Here is a 16883-nt window from a genome sequence, read left to right as displayed (position 1 = left end):
CTCTCAACCGAACGTTTTGGCGACCAAAAGTGATAGGGCAACCGGTCAGTAGACCGGCTTCTGCGGTTCCACGTCGCGCACCCAGGCCAGGATTCCGCCGTCGAGATGGCTGACCCGCTGGTAGCCTGCCTTTCGCGCAGCCTCCAGCACGTTGGCTGACCGCGTGCCCGCCTTGCAGTGGAACACAATGTCCTTGTCCTGCGGAAGTTCCGCCCAGGCCTCCCCCGCGAGGATCCTGCCCTGCGGGATCAGCACCGAGCCTTCGATGCTCACGATGTCGTGTTCGCCGGTTTCCCTGACGTCCACCAGCTCGAAGTCCTTCAGGCCGGCCTTCCGGGACGCCAGCATGGTGGCCAGCTGGGTTGCCGTCACTGTGTGCTCCGTGTCGGCGAAGGCGGCGGGGGTGATGCCGCAGAAGGCTTCGTAGTCGGTCAGTTCCGTAATGGGCTCGGCCGCCGGGTCCTTGGACACCCGGATCTCGCGCCAGCTGCCGCCCAGCGCATCAAACAGTGCCACCCTGCCCAGGAGTGAACGTCCGACGCCGGTGATGAGCTTCACTGCCTCGGTCACCATGAGTGAACCCACAGCCGCACAGAGCATGCCGAAGACGCCGCCCTCGCCGCAGGAGGGCACGGATCCGGCGGGCGGGGCCTCGGGGTATAGGTCCCGGTAGGTGGGTCCGTGCTTTTCCCAGAACACGCTGACCTGGCCGTCGAAACGGAAGATCGATCCCCACACATAGGGCTTGCCGAGGATGGCGGCGGCGTCGTTGACCAGGTAGCGGGTGGCGAAGTTGTCCGCCCCGTCCAGGATCAGATCGTAGTCCGCGAACAGCTCCAGTGCGTTGGAGGCATCCAGCCGGACGTTGTGCAGCCGAACGTCCACCAGCGGGTTCAGGGCCGCGATGGCGTCCCGCGCGGATTCGATCTTGGGCCGTCCTACGTCGGCGACGCCGTGGATCACCTGGCGTTGCAGGTTGCTGAGGTCAACGGAGTCGTCGTCGATGATTCCCAGGGTCCCCACGCCCGCTGCCGCCAAGTAGAGCAGGGCGGGCGAGCCCAGTCCCCCGGCACCGATAACAAGTACCCTGGCGTTCTTCAGCCGCCGCTGCCCCACCGCTCCGATTTCGGGAATGATGAGGTGCCGGGAGTAGCGTTCCACCTCGGCCGGCGTCAGTTCACCGGCGGGCTCCACGAGCGGGTTAAGCGAGACAGAGGAATCATTTGCGGTCAAAGTCGAAGCCATACTTCAATGTATGCCCCGAGATACCGCCCGGTCATATTACCGCGCAGTATTGTGTAGGTAACGGCAAGGGAAAGTAGGGCAACTGTGGTCCATGAAGCACGGGCTGACCGGGCGTCCGGCGGCGAACCCGCCGCACCTCAACGGACCGCGGGCCAGAGGTCCGCCCGGCTTCCCCGGGATGAGCGCCGGGCGCAGCTCCTCGCTGCGGCGCAGGAGGTTTTTGTCGCCAACGGCTACCATGGCGCCGCCATGGATGAAATCGCCGAAACGGCCCATGTCAGCAAACCGGTGCTGTACCAGCACTTCCCGTCCAAACGGGAGCTGTATCTTGCCCTGCTGGACAGCCATCTCGCGTCGCTGACGGACCTGATGCTTGGTGCGTTGAGCTCCACTACCGACAATGACGAACGTGTCCAGGCGGTGATGCGCGCCTACTACCGCTTTATCGCCAGCGACGACCAAGCCCACCGCCTGGTCTTCGAATCGGACCTCATTAACGATCCCGATGTCAGTTCACGCCTCGAGACATTCAACAAGACGTTCGCGGACGCTGTTGCCCGCGTGATTGCCGAGGACACCAAGCTGCCCCACCTGGAGGCGCAGCTTCTGGGCCGTGGCCTGGCCGGAATGGCCCAGGTCAGCGCGCGTTACTGGCTGGAAACGGACGGGAACCTGGACCTCGATGTGGCCAGCGACCTCATTTACCGTTTAGCTTGGCGCGGAATCTCTCGCTTCCCCAAAGAGTCCTAGACTACAAATAAGAGAACCCAAGAAACTTTGATTGGCTGGGAGGCCCCCTTTTGGAAATTAAGATCGGCATTCAGAACATTGGCCGCGAAATCGTATTGGAATCGGCTCAGGATGCTGACGCTGTAGCCACGGTCGTTGAAGAAGCCATCACCAAGGGCACCGAACTCCGCCTCAAGGACGACAAGGGACGCATCATCATCGTTCCCGGCAACGCCCTGGGCTACGTGGAAATCGGCGCCGAAGAGGCACGCAAGGTCGGTTTCGGCCAGTTCTAGCACGTCCGCGGCCAGCCCCCTTTGGCGGCTGGCGCTGCTTTCCGAGGAGATTCCATGCTTTCGCTGACCATCGTTGTCCTGGTCACAGCGGCCGCAGGCTTTGTTGTCTGGGCCAATGACAAGCGCCATACGCGGTACGGCACAGGGTTGCCCGCAGGGGTTGCCGTGGTGGTGGGCGCGGTCAGCTGGATCATTTTCATCGCCGCAGGTTTTGGCTACCAGCCGGGCCTGACGTGGATTCCCTGGGTCCTGCCCATGGCGCTCGGCACCGTCGCTGCCATCGGGACGGTCATCTACCTGGGCCGGACGCGCGAAAGCCACGATACGCGGCGGCTGACGCAGGCGCTCAAGCTTTAGGCCGCCCCCTTTTCCTTAAGAACCGTGACCACCACCCCAGCGGGGTGCGTGGTCACGGTCCTTAACCCGGCGGCTTAACCCACGGGCTGGGCTGTGGCGCCGAGCCGAACGGCAGCAGCACTCACGGCCGAGGCAGCAGCGGCATCCCGCTCAGTGACCTCGCCGCCGGCGTCATGGGACGTGTAGCGCAGATGCACCCTGTTGTAGCGCCAGTCAAGGTCCGGGTGGTGGTTCTGTTCTTCCGCCAGGCGTCCGACGGCGGCAATCAGCTCCAGTGCGGCGGCCGCCGTCGGCGTCTTATAGACAGCAACGAGCCCGCCCTGCCGGTACTGCCAGTCGGGCAGCGTGGCGAGGACGGCCTCGATCCGCTCGTGTGTGAGTATGTCGTGCTTGCCAGCCATGGCGGCCTCCTCGATTCGTCCGGTGAGCCGCCCCGGCGTTTGGCCGAGGGCGCCGGGCCTGGAGAAAGCGGCCTAGAGAAACTCTGCCCGGCCTTCCATGGCCGATGACGCCAGGGCGTGCTCGCGGCGCGGAATCCTGCCGGCCGCTTTCGCCAGCCTACCGGCGATGACGGCGTGTTTGAAGGCCTCCCCCATGAGTGCCGGGTTCTGCGCCCGCGTGACCGCGGTGGCCAGCAGCACGGCATCACAGCCAAGCTCCATGGCCAGGGCGGCATCGGACGCCGTGCCGATGCCGGCGTCCAGCACCACGGGCACCGAGGCGCGCGAGACGATCAGCTCGATGTTGTGTGGATTCAGGATTCCCAGGCCGGTGCCGATGGGCGCTCCGAGCGGCATGACCGCGGTGGCACCCAGGTTTTCCAGCCGCAGCGCCAGGACCGGGTCATCGTTGGTGTAGGCGAACACTTTGAAGCCCCGGTTCACAAGCTGTTCCGTAGCGTCCACCAGCTCCACGGCGTCCGGCAGCAGGGTTTGTTCGTCGGCGATGACTTCCAGCTTGAGCCAGTCGGTTTCCAGCGCTTCGCGGGCCAGCTCCGCCGTCATGACCGCATCCCGGGCCGTGAAGCAGCCAGCGGTGTTGGGCAGGATCCGGATCCCGTGGTCCACCAGGAGCTGGAAAAGGGACCCCGATTCAGCCGGCGAATAGCGGCGCATGGCCACCGTGGTCAGCTCGGTTCCAGAGGCCAGCAGGGCGGCGCCGAGCCCGTCGAGGCTGGGGGCACCACCGGTGCCCATGATGAGGCGGGAGCCGAGCTCGACGCCGTCGATGACCAGCCTGTCGGCGGCCTCTGGCAGGTTCTGTGTGCTGATGTTGCTGGTTACTGTCATGGTGTCAGCCTCCCTGGACTGCTGTGACCAGTTCGACGTCGTCACCTTCGGCGAGCGCCGTGACGAACCACTGGCTGCGGGGTACTACTTCGGAGTTATGGGCGACGGCGACGCCGAGTTTCTGCCCGTCCGTTGACTGGCCGTTGGCCGCGAGGGGACGGCCAGTGATCTGGCTGATGAGGGTGGTGATGGAGGCGTCGTCCGCCACGGAATGGCGCGAGCCGTTGAGGGTGATGTTCATGCTGATTCCTTCTGTGGGTCGAGGGCCTTCGTGCTGCTGATGTCCTTGCGTGGGGCCTGTAGGCCGGCTACGTGGTGCTTTCCTGAAAAGCGGGCCGGGCTGAGGGCCCCCCATCGCGGGTCCGTCCGGCCATCCAGCAGGTCCCGGCAGATGGCCGCCGCCGCCGGTGCAAGCAGCACTCCGTGGCGGAAGAACCCGGTGGCAACAATCAGCCCGGCAACTTTCCCCGTGTTCCCCGTCCCTTGTGCGGAAACCGGTACGCGGCCGAGGAGGGGTGCGTTGTCCGGGGTCGCCGGTCTTGCCCGTGCCGTGCATTCCAGGAGTTCAAGCTCCGAGACGGCCGGCACCAGGACCTGGGCGTCACGCAGCAGCTGGTAGACACCGCCGGCCGAGACAGCACCGTCGCCTGTCCCGGCGAGCGCGTCTTCCCGCTGTGTTGCCCCGATCACCACGGTGCCGTCCTGCCGGGGAACGATGTAGACCGGCACGCCGTGGACCATTCCGCGGACAGTGGAGGTGAGGAGCGGGCGCAGGTGCTGCGGAACAGCCAGCCGCAGGATGTCACCGTAGACGGGGCGCAGCGGCAGGTTGAGTCCACCCGGCAGGCCATCCAGCGACGCCGCCTGCAATCCGTTGGCCACGATGGTCTCCTTGGCCTGGACAGTCCCGCCGTGGGCGAGCTTCACGCCGATGACGCGGCCGTCCTCCCAGAGCAGGGCAGCGGCGCGCTGGTCAACGGCGAATCCCGCGCGGGCACCTGCCACGGCGGTTCCTGCTCCCGGTTCGTGGAGAGCCAGGACTTCCTGGAGGCACGCCACGAGTTTCCGTGGATCCACCTGGTGGTCGGCGGGGATGTCCAAGGCGCAGGATATGGCCGGGCTGAGCAGGGATTCCCTGGTCCTGGCCTCACGGACAGTCAGGGGTTCCACCACCAGGCCGCTGGCCTGCTGCACGGCCCGCAGGTCCATCAGTGCCCGGCGGTCCGCAGCGTCCGCGCCGATGGCGAGGGTCGGCGTCGTCAGATATCCGGCATCGCCAGCCCCTGCCAGGGCGAGGTCCGCCGCAAAGGCAGGCCACAGGCCGGAGGATGCCAGCATCAGCTCAAGGAGGTCTTCCTCCTGGTAGTGCAGTTCGCTCACAGGGGCCAGCATGCCGGCGGCTGCCCAGCTGGCGCCGTTGCCGGGAGCGTCATCGATCAGCACGACGGAACGGCCGGATCGCCGGACTTCCCAGGCTATGGCGTGGCCGATAACTCCGCCGCCGATGACGGCCACGTCGGCGTGCAGGGCGGTGGCCGGGCTGGCTGGTGCGGGCTCAGCTGGGCTGCTTATCGCGGGGGGCATATGTTCCTTCCCTACGCCGGTACTAGCCGGATCAGGTCAAGCGGTCGGCTCTGACGCCCTCTCAGCCCGGCCGCTTTGTGACGGCTGCAACGGGCTCCCGCAGTACCCGCCCAGTTTAGGGGACTTAGGCTGGTTTCCATGAACGCGCAATCCTTCGCCGCTGCAGGCACACCCTCCGCCCCCTCCGCCGCTCCCGAATCCGTGACCGGAACAGACCCCGCCGGCGGCACAAACACCGGCCTCCCGCACAGCGCCAGGCTGTACCTGTGCACCGACGCGCGCCGGGACCGCGGGGACTTTGGCGAGTTTGTGGACGCGGCGTTTGCCGGCGGCGTGGACATCATCCAGCTCCGGGACAAGGCCATCGAGGCAGCCGAGGAGCTGGAGCTGCTGGCCGTGCTTCAGGCCGCGGCCGAACGCCACGGAAAGCTGTGGGCAGTCAATGACCGTGCCGATATCGCGCTGCTCTCCGGCGCCCCCGTCTTCCACATCGGGCAGAAGGATCTGCCGGTCGCTTCCGCACGCACGCTGCTCGGGGCACCAGCCGTGATCGGCCTTTCCACGCACACCGCCGAGCAGATCGAAGGGGCCATCCGGCTGTCCGGTGGGCTGACTGACCAAGGCGGCCTGGACTACTTCTGCGTAGGACCGGTCTGGGCCACTCCGACGAAACCGGGCCGGGCCGCCGTCGGCCTTGACCTGGTGCGGTACGCGGCCGAAGCCGTCCGCGCTGCCGGTGGCACCCAGGCCACGCTGCCCTGGTTTGCCATCGGAGGCATCGATCTCGGCAACGTGGAGCAGGTGGTGGAGGCCGGCGCCGGCAGGATTGTTGTGGTGCGTGCCATCACCGAAGCCTCCGACCCCGCAGCGGCGGCCGTGGCACTCCTGGCGGCCCTGGACGCCGGCGCATCCTGACAATCCCCCGCGTGGCGGGCGGCGGGCGTGCACGATCCGTGGAAATCGAGCTAACCTGATTTTCGTGTCACATCATAGGTTGGCCCCCAATGTCCACGAGCAAACGAACGACCTCGCGGCGGCGCTGAGCGCCCTGCGGACCGAGCTGGAACTGCCGGGGCCCTACCCGGCGGAGGCGGTCCGGGACGCGGAAGCGGCAGTGGCCGCGCACGAGTTGCCGGGTGCTGACCTGACGGAAGTGGCCTTCCTCACTATCGATCCGGCGTCGTCCACTGACCTGGACCAGGCGCTGTTCATCGAACGTGCGGCCACTGGCTACCGGGTGCTTTACGCCATCGCTGACGTGCCGTCCTTTGTCCGCCCCGGCGGCGGACTGGACGCAGAGACCCGGCGCCGCGGCCAGACGTTCTACGCCCCTGACGGCCGTATCCCGCTGCACCCGGAAGTCATCAGCGAAGGGGCAGGCAGCCTTCTGGCCGGCCAGCTGTGTTCCGCCTACGTCTGGGAGTTCGGGCTGGACGACGCCGCGCAGGTCTCCACTGTGAGCGTCCAGAGGGCCACCATCCGCAGCCGGGCCAAGCTGAGCTACAAGGGAGTCCAGGCCGAACTCGACGCCGGGACGGCCGGCCCTGTCCTGCAGCTCCTGAAGGAAGTGGGCCTCAAGCGCGTTGAACTGGAGCGGCAGCGCGGCGGCGCCAGCCTGAACATGCCCGAGCAGGAAATCGTGCAGCTGCCCGACGGCGGCTACCGGATTGCCGCGGCGCCGCAGCTTCCGGTGGAGGACTGGAACGCCCAGATCTCCCTGATGACGGGGATGGCGGCGGCAGACCTGATGCTGGCGGGAGAAGTGGGCATCCTTCGCACCATGCCCGCCCCGGACGTGCGCTCCCTGCGTCACTTCCGCATCCAGACTGAGGCATTGGGCAAGCCGTGGGACGGCAAGATCAGCTACGGCGAATACCTCCGCAGCCTTGACCCGACCGAGCCCCGGCAACTGGCCATCCTGCACTCCGCCGGCATGCTGTTCCGCGGCGCCAGCTACACGGCGTTCGACGGCACAGTCCCGAAAGAGGCCATCCAGTCCGCCATCGGCGCTGCCTATGCCCACACCACGGCACCGCTCCGGCGTCTGATCGACCGTTTTGTCCTGGTGATCTGCGAAGCCCTGAGCAACGGCAAGCCGGTACCGGACTGGGCGCGGGAAGCCCTGCCGTCCCTGCCGGAGATCATGGCCGAATCCGACCAGCTGGCATCGCGGATGGAACGCATGGCGCTGGACACCGTGGAGGCCGCGCTCCTGGTCAACCATGTGGGCCAGGAATTCGATGCGATCGTGATTTCCGGCTCCAAGCCGCAGAAGGACAACGGCAACGGGAAAAACGGCAACGGCACCAGGAACGGAGCCGCAAAAAATGGAAACGGCCCCTCGGGGATCATCCAGATCGCCGAACCCGCCGTGACGGCCCGGTGCGGCGGTGACCTGGAATCCGGCACCAAGGTGCGGGTCCGCCTGATCTCTTCCGACATCGCTGCCCGCGAGGTCCACTTCGAGCTGCTGGCCTAAAGGTCTTGCGCGCCACCTGATCGGCCCAAAGCCGGGATTCAGGGTCCGTACGGCTAGACTGAAGAAGTAGATATGGATGCCCGGTCGTTGATTTCCTTGATTTGAATTCAACAAGCCCGCCCCTACGCGATCTTGAGATGCACCCGTTGGTCACCAGTGCCAGCATTTTGATAGCCCGCGATCGGCTTCCACTGGATTTGCTTGCGCGCTTCGAGCGTGCTCCGGAACGGCCACGTTGGCCGGCCCGTTGAGCAGGCAGCGCCAATGCCCAAATGAATAAGGAAACTCCCCTGTGAGTGAATTGCATACCCACCAGATCCTGACTGACGACTCCGGCATCGAGACGATCGAACCCGAAGAAACCATCATCTCGGACGAGAAGCCGCACGAGATCGAGGAGAAATCCTTCGCCGACTACAACGTCCGCGCCGACATCGTGGAGTCCCTCGCCGACGCCGGGATCACCCACCCCTTCCCCATCCAGGCCATGACCCTGCCGGTGGCGCTTTCGGGCCACGACATCATCGGGCAGGCCAAGACCGGCACCGGCAAGACCCTCGGCTTCGGCATTCCCGCGCTGCAGCGCGTGGTGGGTCCGGACGACGCCGGCTACGACAAGCTCGCCGTTCCGGGTGCACCGCAGGCCCTGGTCATCGTGCCCACCCGCGAGCTGGCCGTCCAGGTGGCCAATGATCTCCAGAACGCTTCCCGCAAGCGGAACGCCCGCATCACTACCATCTACGGCGGCCGCGCCTACGAGCCCCAGGTGGAGGCCCTGCAGAACGGCGTCGAGGTAGTTGTCGGTACTCCCGGCCGCCTCATCGACCTCTACAAGCAGAAGCACCTGGTCCTGAAGAACGTCAAGATGGTCATCCTCGACGAGGCCGACGAAATGCTGGACCTCGGCTTCCTGCCGGACGTGGAAACCCTCATCGCCGGTACCCCTGCAGTCCGCCAGACCCTGCTGTTCTCTGCCACCATGCCCGGCCCGGTCATCGCCATGGCCCGCCGCTACATGACGCAGCCCACCCACATCCGGGCCGCTGATCCGGACGACGAGGGCCTCACCAAGCGCGACATCCGCCAGCTCATCTACCGTGCCCACAGCATGGACAAGATCGAGGTCGTTGCCCGCATCCTGCAGGCACGCGGCCGCGGCCGGACCATCATCTTCACCAAAACCAAGCGCACCGCCGCGAAGGTTGCCGAGGAGCTCGTGGACCGCGGCTTCGCCGCCGCCGCCATCCACGGCGACCTGGGCCAGGGCGCCCGTGAGCAGGCGCTCCGCGCCTTCCGCAACAACAAGGTGGACGTCCTGGTGGCCACCGACGTCGCCGCCCGCGGCATCGACGTCGACGACGTCACGCACGTCATCAACTACCAGTGCGTTGAAGACGAAAAGATCTACCTGCACCGGGTGGGCCGCACCGGCCGCGCGGGCAACAAGGGCACAGCAGTGACCTTCGTCGACTGGGACGACATGCCGCGCTGGGGCCTGATCAACAAGGCCCTGGGACTCAGCGTTCCGGAGCCCGTGGAAACGTACTCCTCCTCGCCGCACCTGTACGAAGAGTTGGACATCCCGGAAGGCACCAAGGGCCGCCTCCCCCGCAACAAGCGTGTGCTGGCCGGCGTCGACGCCGAGGTCCTCGAGGACCTGGGCGAGACCGGCAAAAAGAACACCCGTCCCAGCGGTGGCCGTGACAGCGGGCGTGACAGCAACCGCGACGCCGGCCGCTCCGGTGCTCGCGACAGCAGCAGCCGCCGCACCAGCGAGCCCGGCGGACGCTCCGGCGACCGCCGTCGTCGTACCTCTGATGCGGCGACCGCCGGCACCAGCCCCGCCCCCGAACCGGTTGCTGCGGCTCCGGCCGAAGGGGAAGTGGACCCCCGTGCCCGCCGCAGCCGGACCCGCACCCGCCGCCGCAACGGCGAAGTGGTGGCCGGTGCCGACAACGGCCCCCAGCAGCGCAGCACCGAGGCATAACAGCCTCGATGACTGACACCGTCTGGGCGCCGGACGGCAGCAACCTGGTGGTTCACGCGGACAACGCGGAGTTCCTCCCCTCGCTGCCGGACGGCGCCTTCACCTTGATATACGTTGACCCGCCGTTCAACACCGGCAGGGTCCAGAAGCGCCAGGAAACCCGGATGGTGCTGAACACCGACGGTGACGGCGACCGCGTGGGCTTCAAGGGGCGTTCCTACGACACCATCAAGGGGGCCCTGCACCGGTATGATGACGCCTTCAGTGACTACTGGTCATTCCTGGAACCCCGGCTCGTGGAGGCCTGGCGGCTGCTGGCTGACGACGGCACGCTGTACCTCCACCTGGATTACCGGGAGGTCCATTACGCCAAGGTGATGCTTGACGCGATCTTCGGCCGGGAATGCTTCCTCAACGAGATCATCTGGGCCTACGACTACGGTGCCCGCGCCAAGTACCGCTGGCCCACCAAGCACGACAACATCCTCGTGTACGTCAAGAACCCGGCGAAATACCACTTCGACAACGCCGAGGTGGACCGCGAGCCGTACATGGCGCCTGGCCTGGTGACACCGGCGAAGCGGGAGCTCGGGAAGCTGCCCACCGACGTCTGGTGGCACACCATCGTCTCCCCCACGGGCAAGGAAAAGACCGGCTACCCCACTCAGAAGCCCGAAGGCCTCATCCGCCGTGTGGTGTCGGCGTCAAGCCGGCCCGGTGACTGGTGCCTGGACTTCTTCGCCGGTTCCGGAACCCTGGGCGCCGTTGCGGCCAAACTGGACCGGAAGTTCGTGTGTGTGGACCAGAACCAGCCGGCCATCGACGTGATGGCCAAGCGGCTGGGTGCCAAGGCAACCTTTACGTCGTTCCCGCCCAACTGATCACGCACGCACCACAGCGGTTCCCCTGCCGAGTTCCTCGATCCGCGCCAACACGTCCGCGGTGGTCAGGTTTTCTCCCAGCAGGTTCGGTTTGCCGGTGCCGTGATAATCGGACGAACCCGTAATCAGCAGTCCATGCTTGGCTGCAAGGCCCCTGAGGAATTCCCGTCCCTCCTCGGGGTTGTCGCGGTGGTCGATCTCCAGGCCAACCAGGCCGGCGTCGATCATGTCGCGGTAGGTGCGCTCCCCCACGATCCGGCCCCGGCCGGATGCCACGGGATGCGCGAACACGGGAACACCACCAGCGGCACGGACCAGTTCGACGGCGGTGGCGGGGTCGGGTGCGTAGTGCTGGACAAAGTAGCGCGAACGGGACGTCAGGATGGACGTGAACGCCTCCGAGCGGTCTGCCACCACACCGGCCGCCACCAAGGCATCAGCGATGTGCGGCCGGCCCAGGGTAGCCCCGGGAGCCACATGGTGGATGACGTCGTCCCACGTCAGCGGGTAGTCTTCGGCGAGCAGGGTCACCATGCGTTCGGCCCGCGTGAGGCGCGCGTCCTTGGCCTTGGTGATCTCTTCAAGCAGCCCAGGGTGGGCGGGATCGTGCAGGTAACTCAGCAGATGCACACTGATGCCTTGCGCGGTCCGGCAGGAGACCTCCATGCCGGGGACCAGGGCCACGCCGTTTTCCAGCGCCGCGAGGGATGCTTCGGCCCAGCCGTCCGTGGAGTCGTGATCGGTCAGCGCCACCACGTCCAGGCCCGCCCGGGCAGCCGAAGCCATCACGTCGGCGGGGGTTTCGGTGCCGTCCGAAACGTTCGAGTGGGCATGCAGGTCAATCCTCACTTGCCCAGCCTAGTTGACCGCGTCCGCGCCGGTATTGGCCCCCGGCTCGGTGCTGGTGAGACGATGGTGCCGTGAACGATGCCGAAAACACCCCGACCTCTGTCTCCCAGCCCCTCGACGAGCGCGTCAACAACCGCTCTCAGCGGCCCAGTTCCGCCGCTTTCAAGGCCTTTATGGCCAGTAACTGGGCGCCGTCCGGGCAGCACCTGCCGGCGCTCGACGCCGTGGCCAACTACGCCGCGGCCCGGCGCAAGGCCATCTCAGAGAAGTTCAAAGGCGAACGCCTGGTCATCCCCGCCGGTCCGCTGAAGGTCCGCTCCAACGACTGCGACTACCGGTTCCGTCCGCATTCCGGCTTCGCGCATCTCACCGGGCTGGGCCTGGATCATGAGCCGGATGCCGTGCTCATTCTGGAACCGGCCGGTGAAGGAAAGGGCGACGGCGGCAGTCACCACCGTGCCACGCTGTACTTCCGTCCGCTGGCCGGCCGGGATACAGAACAGTTCTACGCTGACTCCCGTTCCGGCGAGTTCTGGATCGGTGCACGGCCCACCCTGGCCGAGTTCGAAGCGCGCCTGGGCCTGGCCACCGCCCACATCGATGGACTTGAATCCGCGATCACCAAGAACGTGGGTGCGCCGGAGATCGGCGGCATCTCCATCCGACTGGTGCGCAAGGTGGACGAGAACATCGACGCCCTGGTGGATACTGCCCGGTACAACACTGCCAAGGACCCGGACAACCTGGACCTGGCTGTCCTGGATGCACTGGATGAAAAGCTTTCCGAAGCGCTGTCTGAACTCCGCCTCCTGAAGGATGAGTGGGAAATCGAACAGATGATGACTGCAGTAGCTGCGACTGTCGAGGGCTTCGTGGAGGTAGTCAAGGCCCTGCCCCGCGCCCTGACCCATGCCCGCGGCGAGCGCGTGGTGGAAGGCGCGTTCTTTGCCCGTGCCCGCGAGGTAGGCAATGAACTGGGCTACGACACCATCGCCGCCGCCGGCAACAACGCCACAGTCCTGCACTGGACGCGGAACACCGGCAGGATCAACGCCGGCGAACTGCTGCTGCTGGACGCCGGCGTTGAAGCGGACTCGCTCTACACCGCCGACGTCACCCGGACCCTGCCTGTCAACGGCACGTTCACCGCAGTCCAGCGCAAGGTCTACGAGGCAGTCCTGGACGCTGCCGACGCCGGATTCGCCGCTGCCCAGCCAGGTGCCAAGTTCCGGGACATCCACACCGCGGCCACCAATGTGTTGGCGGAACGTCTAGCCGAGTGGGGGCTGCTCCCGGTAAGTGTCGAGGAGGCCGTCAGCACGGAAGGCCAGCAGCACCGCCGCTGGATGCCGCACGGCACCAGTCACCACCTTGGCCTGGATGTCCACGACTGCGCCCAGGCAAAGCGCGAACTGTACCTCGACGGCATCCTGACGGAGGGCATGGTCTTCACCATCGAACCCGGCCTGTACTTCAAGAACGAGGACCTGGCCATCCCGGCGGAGTACCGCGGCATCGGGGTGCGGATCGAGGACGACATCCTCATGACGGCCGATGGTCCGGTGAACCTCAGCGCCGCGCTGCCGCGCAAGGCTGACGACGTCGAGTCCTGGATGGCAGGCATCTACCAGGAGCTGGACGGTGGCTTGGCAAGCGGAGACTTCCGCTAGGAGTCTTTGCGTCCAGCGCATCCCGGCAGCGATGCGCTGGACGACCATACCCTTTGGTGAAACTCTCATAACAGTTTTTGGCAATCGCTTGCCAAAAGTTGGCGTTGATGAATACGCTAGCCGCAGAGAATGAAAATCGTAGACTGAGTTTTAGTCTCGGGTCTCTGCCGCAATGTATGTCTTCAAAGGAGAAGTCTCATGGGTATGTCCAAACCGCGTCGCCTCGGCACTATCGCCGCAGCGGCCATTTCCGTCCTGATGCTTGCCGCATGCGGCGGATCGGGCGGCACAGGCGGTACCACCTCCGGCGCCTCAGGCGGCAAGGTGGACGGCACCGGAAAAAAACTCAGCGTCCTGATGAACGTCACCGCGCAGTACCCCCAGGAACAGCAGGCCTGGTTCAAGGAAATGAGCGCCAAGTTCAAGGCGGAAACCGGAGCCGACATCCAGTGGGAGACGTTCGCCAGCGCCAATGACGAGATGACCCGGATCCAGACATCAGTCGTCTCGGGCCAAGGACCTGACGTTTACGGACTCGGCACCACGTTCACCCCCACGGCTTACTCCACCGGGGCGTTTGTGAAACTCGGTGACAACGAATGGAACCAGCTCGGCGGCAAGGACAAGTTCGTTCCCGCGGCGCTCGGCATTTCCGGGCCGGACGAGGGCAACCAAATCGGCATTCCGTTCGTGAGCCGGCCGTTCGTGATGGCCTACAACACTGAACTGCTGGCAGCTGCTGGCATCGACAAGCCCGCCACCACCTGGGATGAATTCACCGAGCAGGCAAAGAAGCTCACCACGGGCGACCAGTACGGTGTTGCCGTGGCCTACAAGGACAACTTCGACCCCTGGAAGTACATCTGGGGCATGTCCATCCAGGCCGGCAACCCCATCATCGACGGCAGCAAGGTCCGTCTCGATGACCCCATCACCAAGAAGGCCTACGAGACCTACTTCGGCTGGGTGACCAAGGACAAGGTGGTTGACCCCTCCTCTGTTGGGTGGGCCAATCCGCAGGCCCTGGCCGCCTTCGCAGCCGGCAAGGCAGCGTACTTCCCCATGACGTCGCCGCTGTCCATCCCCGCACTGGACGCCTCGGCCGTCAAGGGCAAGTACAAGTACGCCCTGATGCCCACTGTTCCCCCGGGCGAGACCTCCAACCCTTCGGGCGGTAAGCCTGCCGCCAGCATCCTCTCCGGTGACAACCTCGTGGTCGCCGACTACTCGAAGCAGAAGGACCTCGCCTTCGCGTTCATCAAGATGATCACCGACAAGGACGTCCAGCTCAACTACTTCAAGGTATTCGGCCAACTGCCCGCCAACCAGGAAGCCGCGAAGGAGCTCGCAACCAACGAAGTGATTGCACCTGCCCTCGAATCGGGTGCCAAGTCCGTGGCAACGCCCTTCAGCGGTGCATGGGGCGATGTCCAGCTGTCGCTGACCAACGTGGTTGTCCAGTCCATTCCGGATCTTTCCTCCGGCGCAGTCAGCGACTCCAACCTGTCCCAGCGGCTCAAGGACGAACAGGCGAAATCGCAGACTGCACTGGACCGGGCCAAGAAGTAGGACCGACCCACCAACTGCGGAAGGTTACGAAAAATGGCTAGCAGCGTTACCGAGCCCCGGCCGTCGGACAGCAGTCCCGCGGCCGGGGCGGCCGCCGGACCCGGCGAAACCACACCCCCTGGGAAGCGCCGCAAGGGGCTGAGCGAGAAGAACCGGCCCCTGTGGCTCCTGATTCCCGGCGGGCTGCTGATGACGATCGTCATCCTCGTCCCCCTGGCCATGGGCATCTGGATGTCGCTGATCGATCTGGATCAGTACACCCTTCGCCAATGGGTCAGTGCCGAATTCATCGGCATCCAGAACTACATTGAAGCGGCGCTCAGCAGTGAGTTGCTCCGCTCCATCTGGCTGTCCGTTTCCTTCGCGGTGATCTCCACGGTGGTGACCATTCCGCTTGGCGTGGCCGCCGCCGTCGTCACCCAGAACGCCTACCGTGGCCGTGCCGTCGTGCGTTCCATCTTCCTGATCCCCTATGTCCTGCCGTCGTTTGTGGTGGCCAGCGTGTGGCGGACCATGCTGCAGCCGGACGGCATTGTGAACGTGACGCTGACCAACATGGGAATGGACGGCGGGCTGTGGCTTAACGGCCCAAACGCGTACTGGACACTGGTGTGGGTGGAGATATGGGCGGCCTGGCCGTTCATCTACCTGCTGGCGCTGTCCGGCCTGCAGGCGGTGGACCACGAGGTCCACGAGGCGTCGGCCCTTGATGGGGCACTGTGGTGGAATAAGCTGCGCTACGTGATCTTCCCTTACCTGAAGGGACCGGTTTCGCTCGCCTTCCTGCTTGCCACCCTGAACCACATCAACAACTTCACCCTCCCCTATGTCCTGTTTGGTGCGCCGGCGCCGTCGGATGTGAATGTACTGCCGATCCTGGTGTACGTCACCAGCTTCCAGAGCTTCCGGTTTGGCCTCAGCGCCGCCATGGCGGTCGTTTCGCTGATCCTGATCGCCATTCCGCTCTTCATCTACCTGCGCGCAGTCCGGCTTGATGTGCACGAAGGAGGAAAGAAATGACCATCGACACGGCAAACCCGATCGAGCAGCAGAAGAAGCAGCCCATCCGGCGTGACGCAGCCCTGGAGGTCACACGCCTCATGCCGAGGCCGCTGCTGGCCATCCTCACGGTCCTGCTCTGCGCCCTGGTCCTCGTTCCCATCGTGTACATCTTCCTGGCCTCGCTGAACACGGATGTGGGAGTCGCCAGCGGCGAGTTCTGGCCGAGCAGCTTCTCCTTGGACAGCTACACCAAAATCTGGGATTCCGTGGGTCTGGCGAAAGCCATCGGCAACAGCCTTATCGTTTCCGGGGCCACGGCCATTGTCTCCGCGATCATGGCCATTGGCACGGCGTACGTGCTGGTGCGGTTTGAGTTCGTCGGGCGCCTGACGGTGCTGCGCGGGCTGCTGGGTCTCCAGTCCGTCCCGGGCACCCTGATGCTCCTGCCGGTCTTTGTGCTCTTCTCCTCGGCCGGAACTTACTTGGGTGTGACCGTTATCGGCACGCTCTGGGGCCTGTTTATCGCCTACCTGACGTTCGCCCTGCCGTTCTCAACCTGGGTGATGGTCACGTACCTCCGCGGCCTGCCGCGGGAATTGGAGGAAGCGGCGCGCATCGATGGCGCTTCCAACCTCGGGATCCTGTTCCGGATCATCATTCCGCTCAGCTGGCCCGGGATCATCGTTTCGGCGATTTTTGCCTTCCTGCTGGGCTGGAATGACGTGCTTTTCGCGTCGGTGTTCACCCGGCCGGACACGCACACTGCCGCAGTTGCGCTGCAGGTCTTCGCGTCCGCGGTTGAGGGTGGCGCAATCCCCGTGTACTCCCAGCTGATGGCGGCCTCACTGGTCTGTGCCGTCCCTGTGGTGGTCCTGTACTTCATGTTCCAGAAGTACCTCGTGGGCGGCCTGACCGCCGGCGGCGTCAAGTAAGGCCGCTTCGAACA

Annotated in this window: 17 protein-coding genes and 1 riboswitch; of the genes, 11 read left to right on the top strand and 6 right to left on the bottom strand. The window is 65.4% G+C overall.

Annotation, left to right across the window (positions count from 1 at the left end; genetic code table 11):
• Window positions 1-45 precede the first annotated feature (45 nt).
• Entirely contained in the window at window positions 46-1245 is a 1200-nt protein-coding gene (gene moeB, locus CXR02_RS11750; protein WP_104062156.1) for a molybdopterin-synthase adenylyltransferase MoeB, read from the bottom strand.
• A gap of 84 nt (window positions 1246-1329) precedes the next feature.
• On the opposite strand from moeB, the gene CXR02_RS11745 reads away from it, so the two are divergent.
• The 3 genes from CXR02_RS11745 to CXR02_RS11735 are packed head-to-tail and all read left to right on the top strand — an operon-like array spanning window position 1330 to window position 2627.
• Entirely contained in the window at window positions 1330-1995 is a 666-nt protein-coding gene (locus CXR02_RS11745; RefSeq protein ID WP_056343929.1) for a TetR/AcrR family transcriptional regulator, read from the top strand.
• Window positions 1996-2045: 50 nt separating this feature from the next.
• Window positions 2046-2270: a DUF3107 domain-containing protein gene (locus CXR02_RS11740; protein WP_056343932.1), complete on the top strand. Its 225-nt coding sequence runs from the start codon at window positions 2046-2048 to the stop codon at window positions 2268-2270.
• 54 nt (window positions 2271-2324) lie between these two features.
• Window positions 2325-2627 carry a hypothetical protein gene (locus CXR02_RS11735; protein WP_104062155.1) on the top strand — a complete coding sequence of 101 codons (303 nt, stop codon included), beginning with the start codon at window positions 2325-2327 and terminating at the stop codon, window positions 2625-2627.
• Window positions 2628-2701: 74 nt separating this feature from the next.
• Here the strand turns inward: CXR02_RS11735 and CXR02_RS11730 are convergent, their stop codons facing one another.
• From CXR02_RS11730 to thiO, 4 genes are all read right to left on the bottom strand, one after another.
• Complete coding sequence (locus CXR02_RS11730) at window positions 2702-3028, bottom strand: 4a-hydroxytetrahydrobiopterin dehydratase (protein WP_104062154.1); 327 nt, start codon at window positions 3026-3028, stop codon at window positions 2702-2704.
• A gap of 72 nt (window positions 3029-3100) precedes the next feature.
• Window positions 3101-3916: a thiazole synthase gene (locus tag CXR02_RS11725; RefSeq protein ID WP_104062153.1), complete on the bottom strand. Its 816-nt coding sequence runs from the start codon at window positions 3914-3916 to the stop codon at window positions 3101-3103.
• Between the two features lie 4 nt (window positions 3917-3920).
• On the bottom strand, window positions 3921-4157 hold the full coding sequence (thiS, locus tag CXR02_RS11720; RefSeq protein ID WP_104062152.1) for a sulfur carrier protein ThiS: 237 nt from the start codon (window positions 4155-4157) through the stop codon (window positions 3921-3923).
• Window positions 4154-5500: a glycine oxidase ThiO gene (gene thiO, locus CXR02_RS11715; RefSeq protein ID WP_104062151.1), complete on the bottom strand. Its 1347-nt coding sequence runs from the start codon at window positions 5498-5500 to the stop codon at window positions 4154-4156. Before thiO ends, thiS begins: the two co-directional genes overlap by 4 nt.
• A riboswitch (TPP riboswitch) is annotated at window positions 5491-5611 on the bottom strand. (Overlaps the previous gene by 10 nt.)
• A gap of 27 nt (window positions 5612-5638) precedes the next feature.
• Here thiO and thiE point away from each other — a divergent pair.
• The 4 genes from thiE to CXR02_RS11695 all read left to right on the top strand — a co-directional run bounded on the left by thiE (window position 5639) and on the right by CXR02_RS11695 (window position 10847).
• On the top strand, window positions 5639-6415 hold the full coding sequence (gene thiE / locus CXR02_RS11710; protein ID WP_104062150.1) for a thiamine phosphate synthase: 777 nt from the start codon (window positions 5639-5641) through the stop codon (window positions 6413-6415).
• A 64-nt stretch (window positions 6416-6479) separates the two neighbouring features.
• The gene (locus CXR02_RS11705; RefSeq protein ID WP_104062149.1) at window positions 6480-7979 is read left to right on the top strand and encodes an RNB domain-containing ribonuclease; all 1500 of its coding nucleotides are present in this window, start codon (window positions 6480-6482) and stop codon (window positions 7977-7979) included.
• Window positions 7980-8271: 292 nt separating this feature from the next.
• Window positions 8272-9966, top strand: coding sequence for a DEAD/DEAH box helicase (locus tag CXR02_RS11700; protein ID WP_104062148.1), 1695 nt, complete (start codon window positions 8272-8274; stop codon window positions 9964-9966).
• 8 nt (window positions 9967-9974) lie between these two features.
• Complete coding sequence (locus CXR02_RS11695) at window positions 9975-10847, top strand: site-specific DNA-methyltransferase (protein WP_104062147.1); 873 nt, start codon at window positions 9975-9977, stop codon at window positions 10845-10847.
• On the opposite strand, the gene CXR02_RS11690 is transcribed toward CXR02_RS11695, so the two are convergent.
• A complete protein-coding gene (locus tag CXR02_RS11690) occupies window positions 10848-11696 on the bottom strand; it encodes a PHP domain-containing protein (RefSeq protein WP_104062146.1) in 849 nt (282 codons plus the stop codon).
• A gap of 71 nt (window positions 11697-11767) precedes the next feature.
• On the opposite strand from CXR02_RS11690, the gene CXR02_RS11685 reads away from it, so the two are divergent.
• From CXR02_RS11685 to CXR02_RS11670, 4 genes are all read left to right on the top strand, one after another.
• Window positions 11768-13366, top strand: coding sequence for an aminopeptidase P family protein (locus tag CXR02_RS11685; protein ID WP_104062145.1), 1599 nt, complete (start codon window positions 11768-11770; stop codon window positions 13364-13366).
• 204 nt (window positions 13367-13570) lie between these two features.
• Window positions 13571-14935, top strand: a complete 1365-nt coding sequence (locus tag CXR02_RS11680) for an ABC transporter substrate-binding protein (protein WP_181037207.1) — start codon at window positions 13571-13573, stop codon at window positions 14933-14935.
• A gap of 33 nt (window positions 14936-14968) precedes the next feature.
• Window positions 14969-15955, top strand: coding sequence for a carbohydrate ABC transporter permease (locus CXR02_RS11675; RefSeq protein ID WP_104062144.1), 987 nt, complete (start codon window positions 14969-14971; stop codon window positions 15953-15955).
• A gap of 80 nt (window positions 15956-16035) precedes the next feature.
• Complete coding sequence (locus CXR02_RS11670; protein ID WP_246848819.1) at window positions 16036-16869, top strand: carbohydrate ABC transporter permease; 834 nt, start codon at window positions 16036-16038, stop codon at window positions 16867-16869.
• Window positions 16870-16883 lie beyond the last annotated feature (14 nt).

The organism is Arthrobacter sp. 4R501, assembly GCF_002929755.1.
GTDB lineage: Bacteria > Actinomycetota > Actinomycetes > Actinomycetales > Micrococcaceae > Arthrobacter.
The sequence above is the reverse complement of the archived record's forward strand: the minus strand, read 5'-3'. Positions and strand labels throughout refer to the sequence as shown.

Excerpts from the sequence above, each read along its gene's own strand:
- CXR02_RS11670 (WP_246848819.1), top strand. The coding sequence starts at position 16,036 with ATGCCGAGGCCGCTGCTGGCCATCCTCACGGTCCTGCTCTGCGCCCTG.
- CXR02_RS11725 (WP_104062153.1), bottom strand. The coding sequence starts at position 3,916 with ATGACAGTAACCAGCAACATCAGCACACAGAACCTGCCAGAGGCCGCC.
- thiE (WP_104062150.1), top strand. The coding sequence starts at position 5,639 with ATGAACGCGCAATCCTTCGCCGCTGCAGGCACACCCTCCGCCCCCTCC.
- CXR02_RS11735 (WP_104062155.1), top strand. The coding sequence starts at position 2,325 with ATGCTTTCGCTGACCATCGTTGTCCTGGTCACAGCGGCCGCAGGCTTT.
- CXR02_RS11730 (WP_104062154.1), bottom strand. The coding sequence starts at position 3,028 with ATGGCTGGCAAGCACGACATACTCACACACGAGCGGATCGAGGCCGTC.
- thiO (WP_104062151.1), bottom strand. The coding sequence starts at position 5,500 with ATGCCCCCCGCGATAAGCAGCCCAGCTGAGCCCGCACCAGCCAGCCCG.
- thiS (WP_104062152.1), bottom strand. The coding sequence starts at position 4,157 with ATGAACATCACCCTCAACGGCTCGCGCCATTCCGTGGCGGACGACGCC.
- CXR02_RS11695 (WP_104062147.1), top strand. The coding sequence starts at position 9,975 with ATGACTGACACCGTCTGGGCGCCGGACGGCAGCAACCTGGTGGTTCAC.
- moeB (WP_104062156.1), bottom strand. The coding sequence starts at position 1,245 with ATGGCTTCGACTTTGACCGCAAATGATTCCTCTGTCTCGCTTAACCCG.
- CXR02_RS11680 (WP_181037207.1), top strand. The coding sequence starts at position 13,571 with ATGTCCAAACCGCGTCGCCTCGGCACTATCGCCGCAGCGGCCATTTCC.
- CXR02_RS11675 (WP_104062144.1), top strand. The coding sequence starts at position 14,969 with ATGGCTAGCAGCGTTACCGAGCCCCGGCCGTCGGACAGCAGTCCCGCG.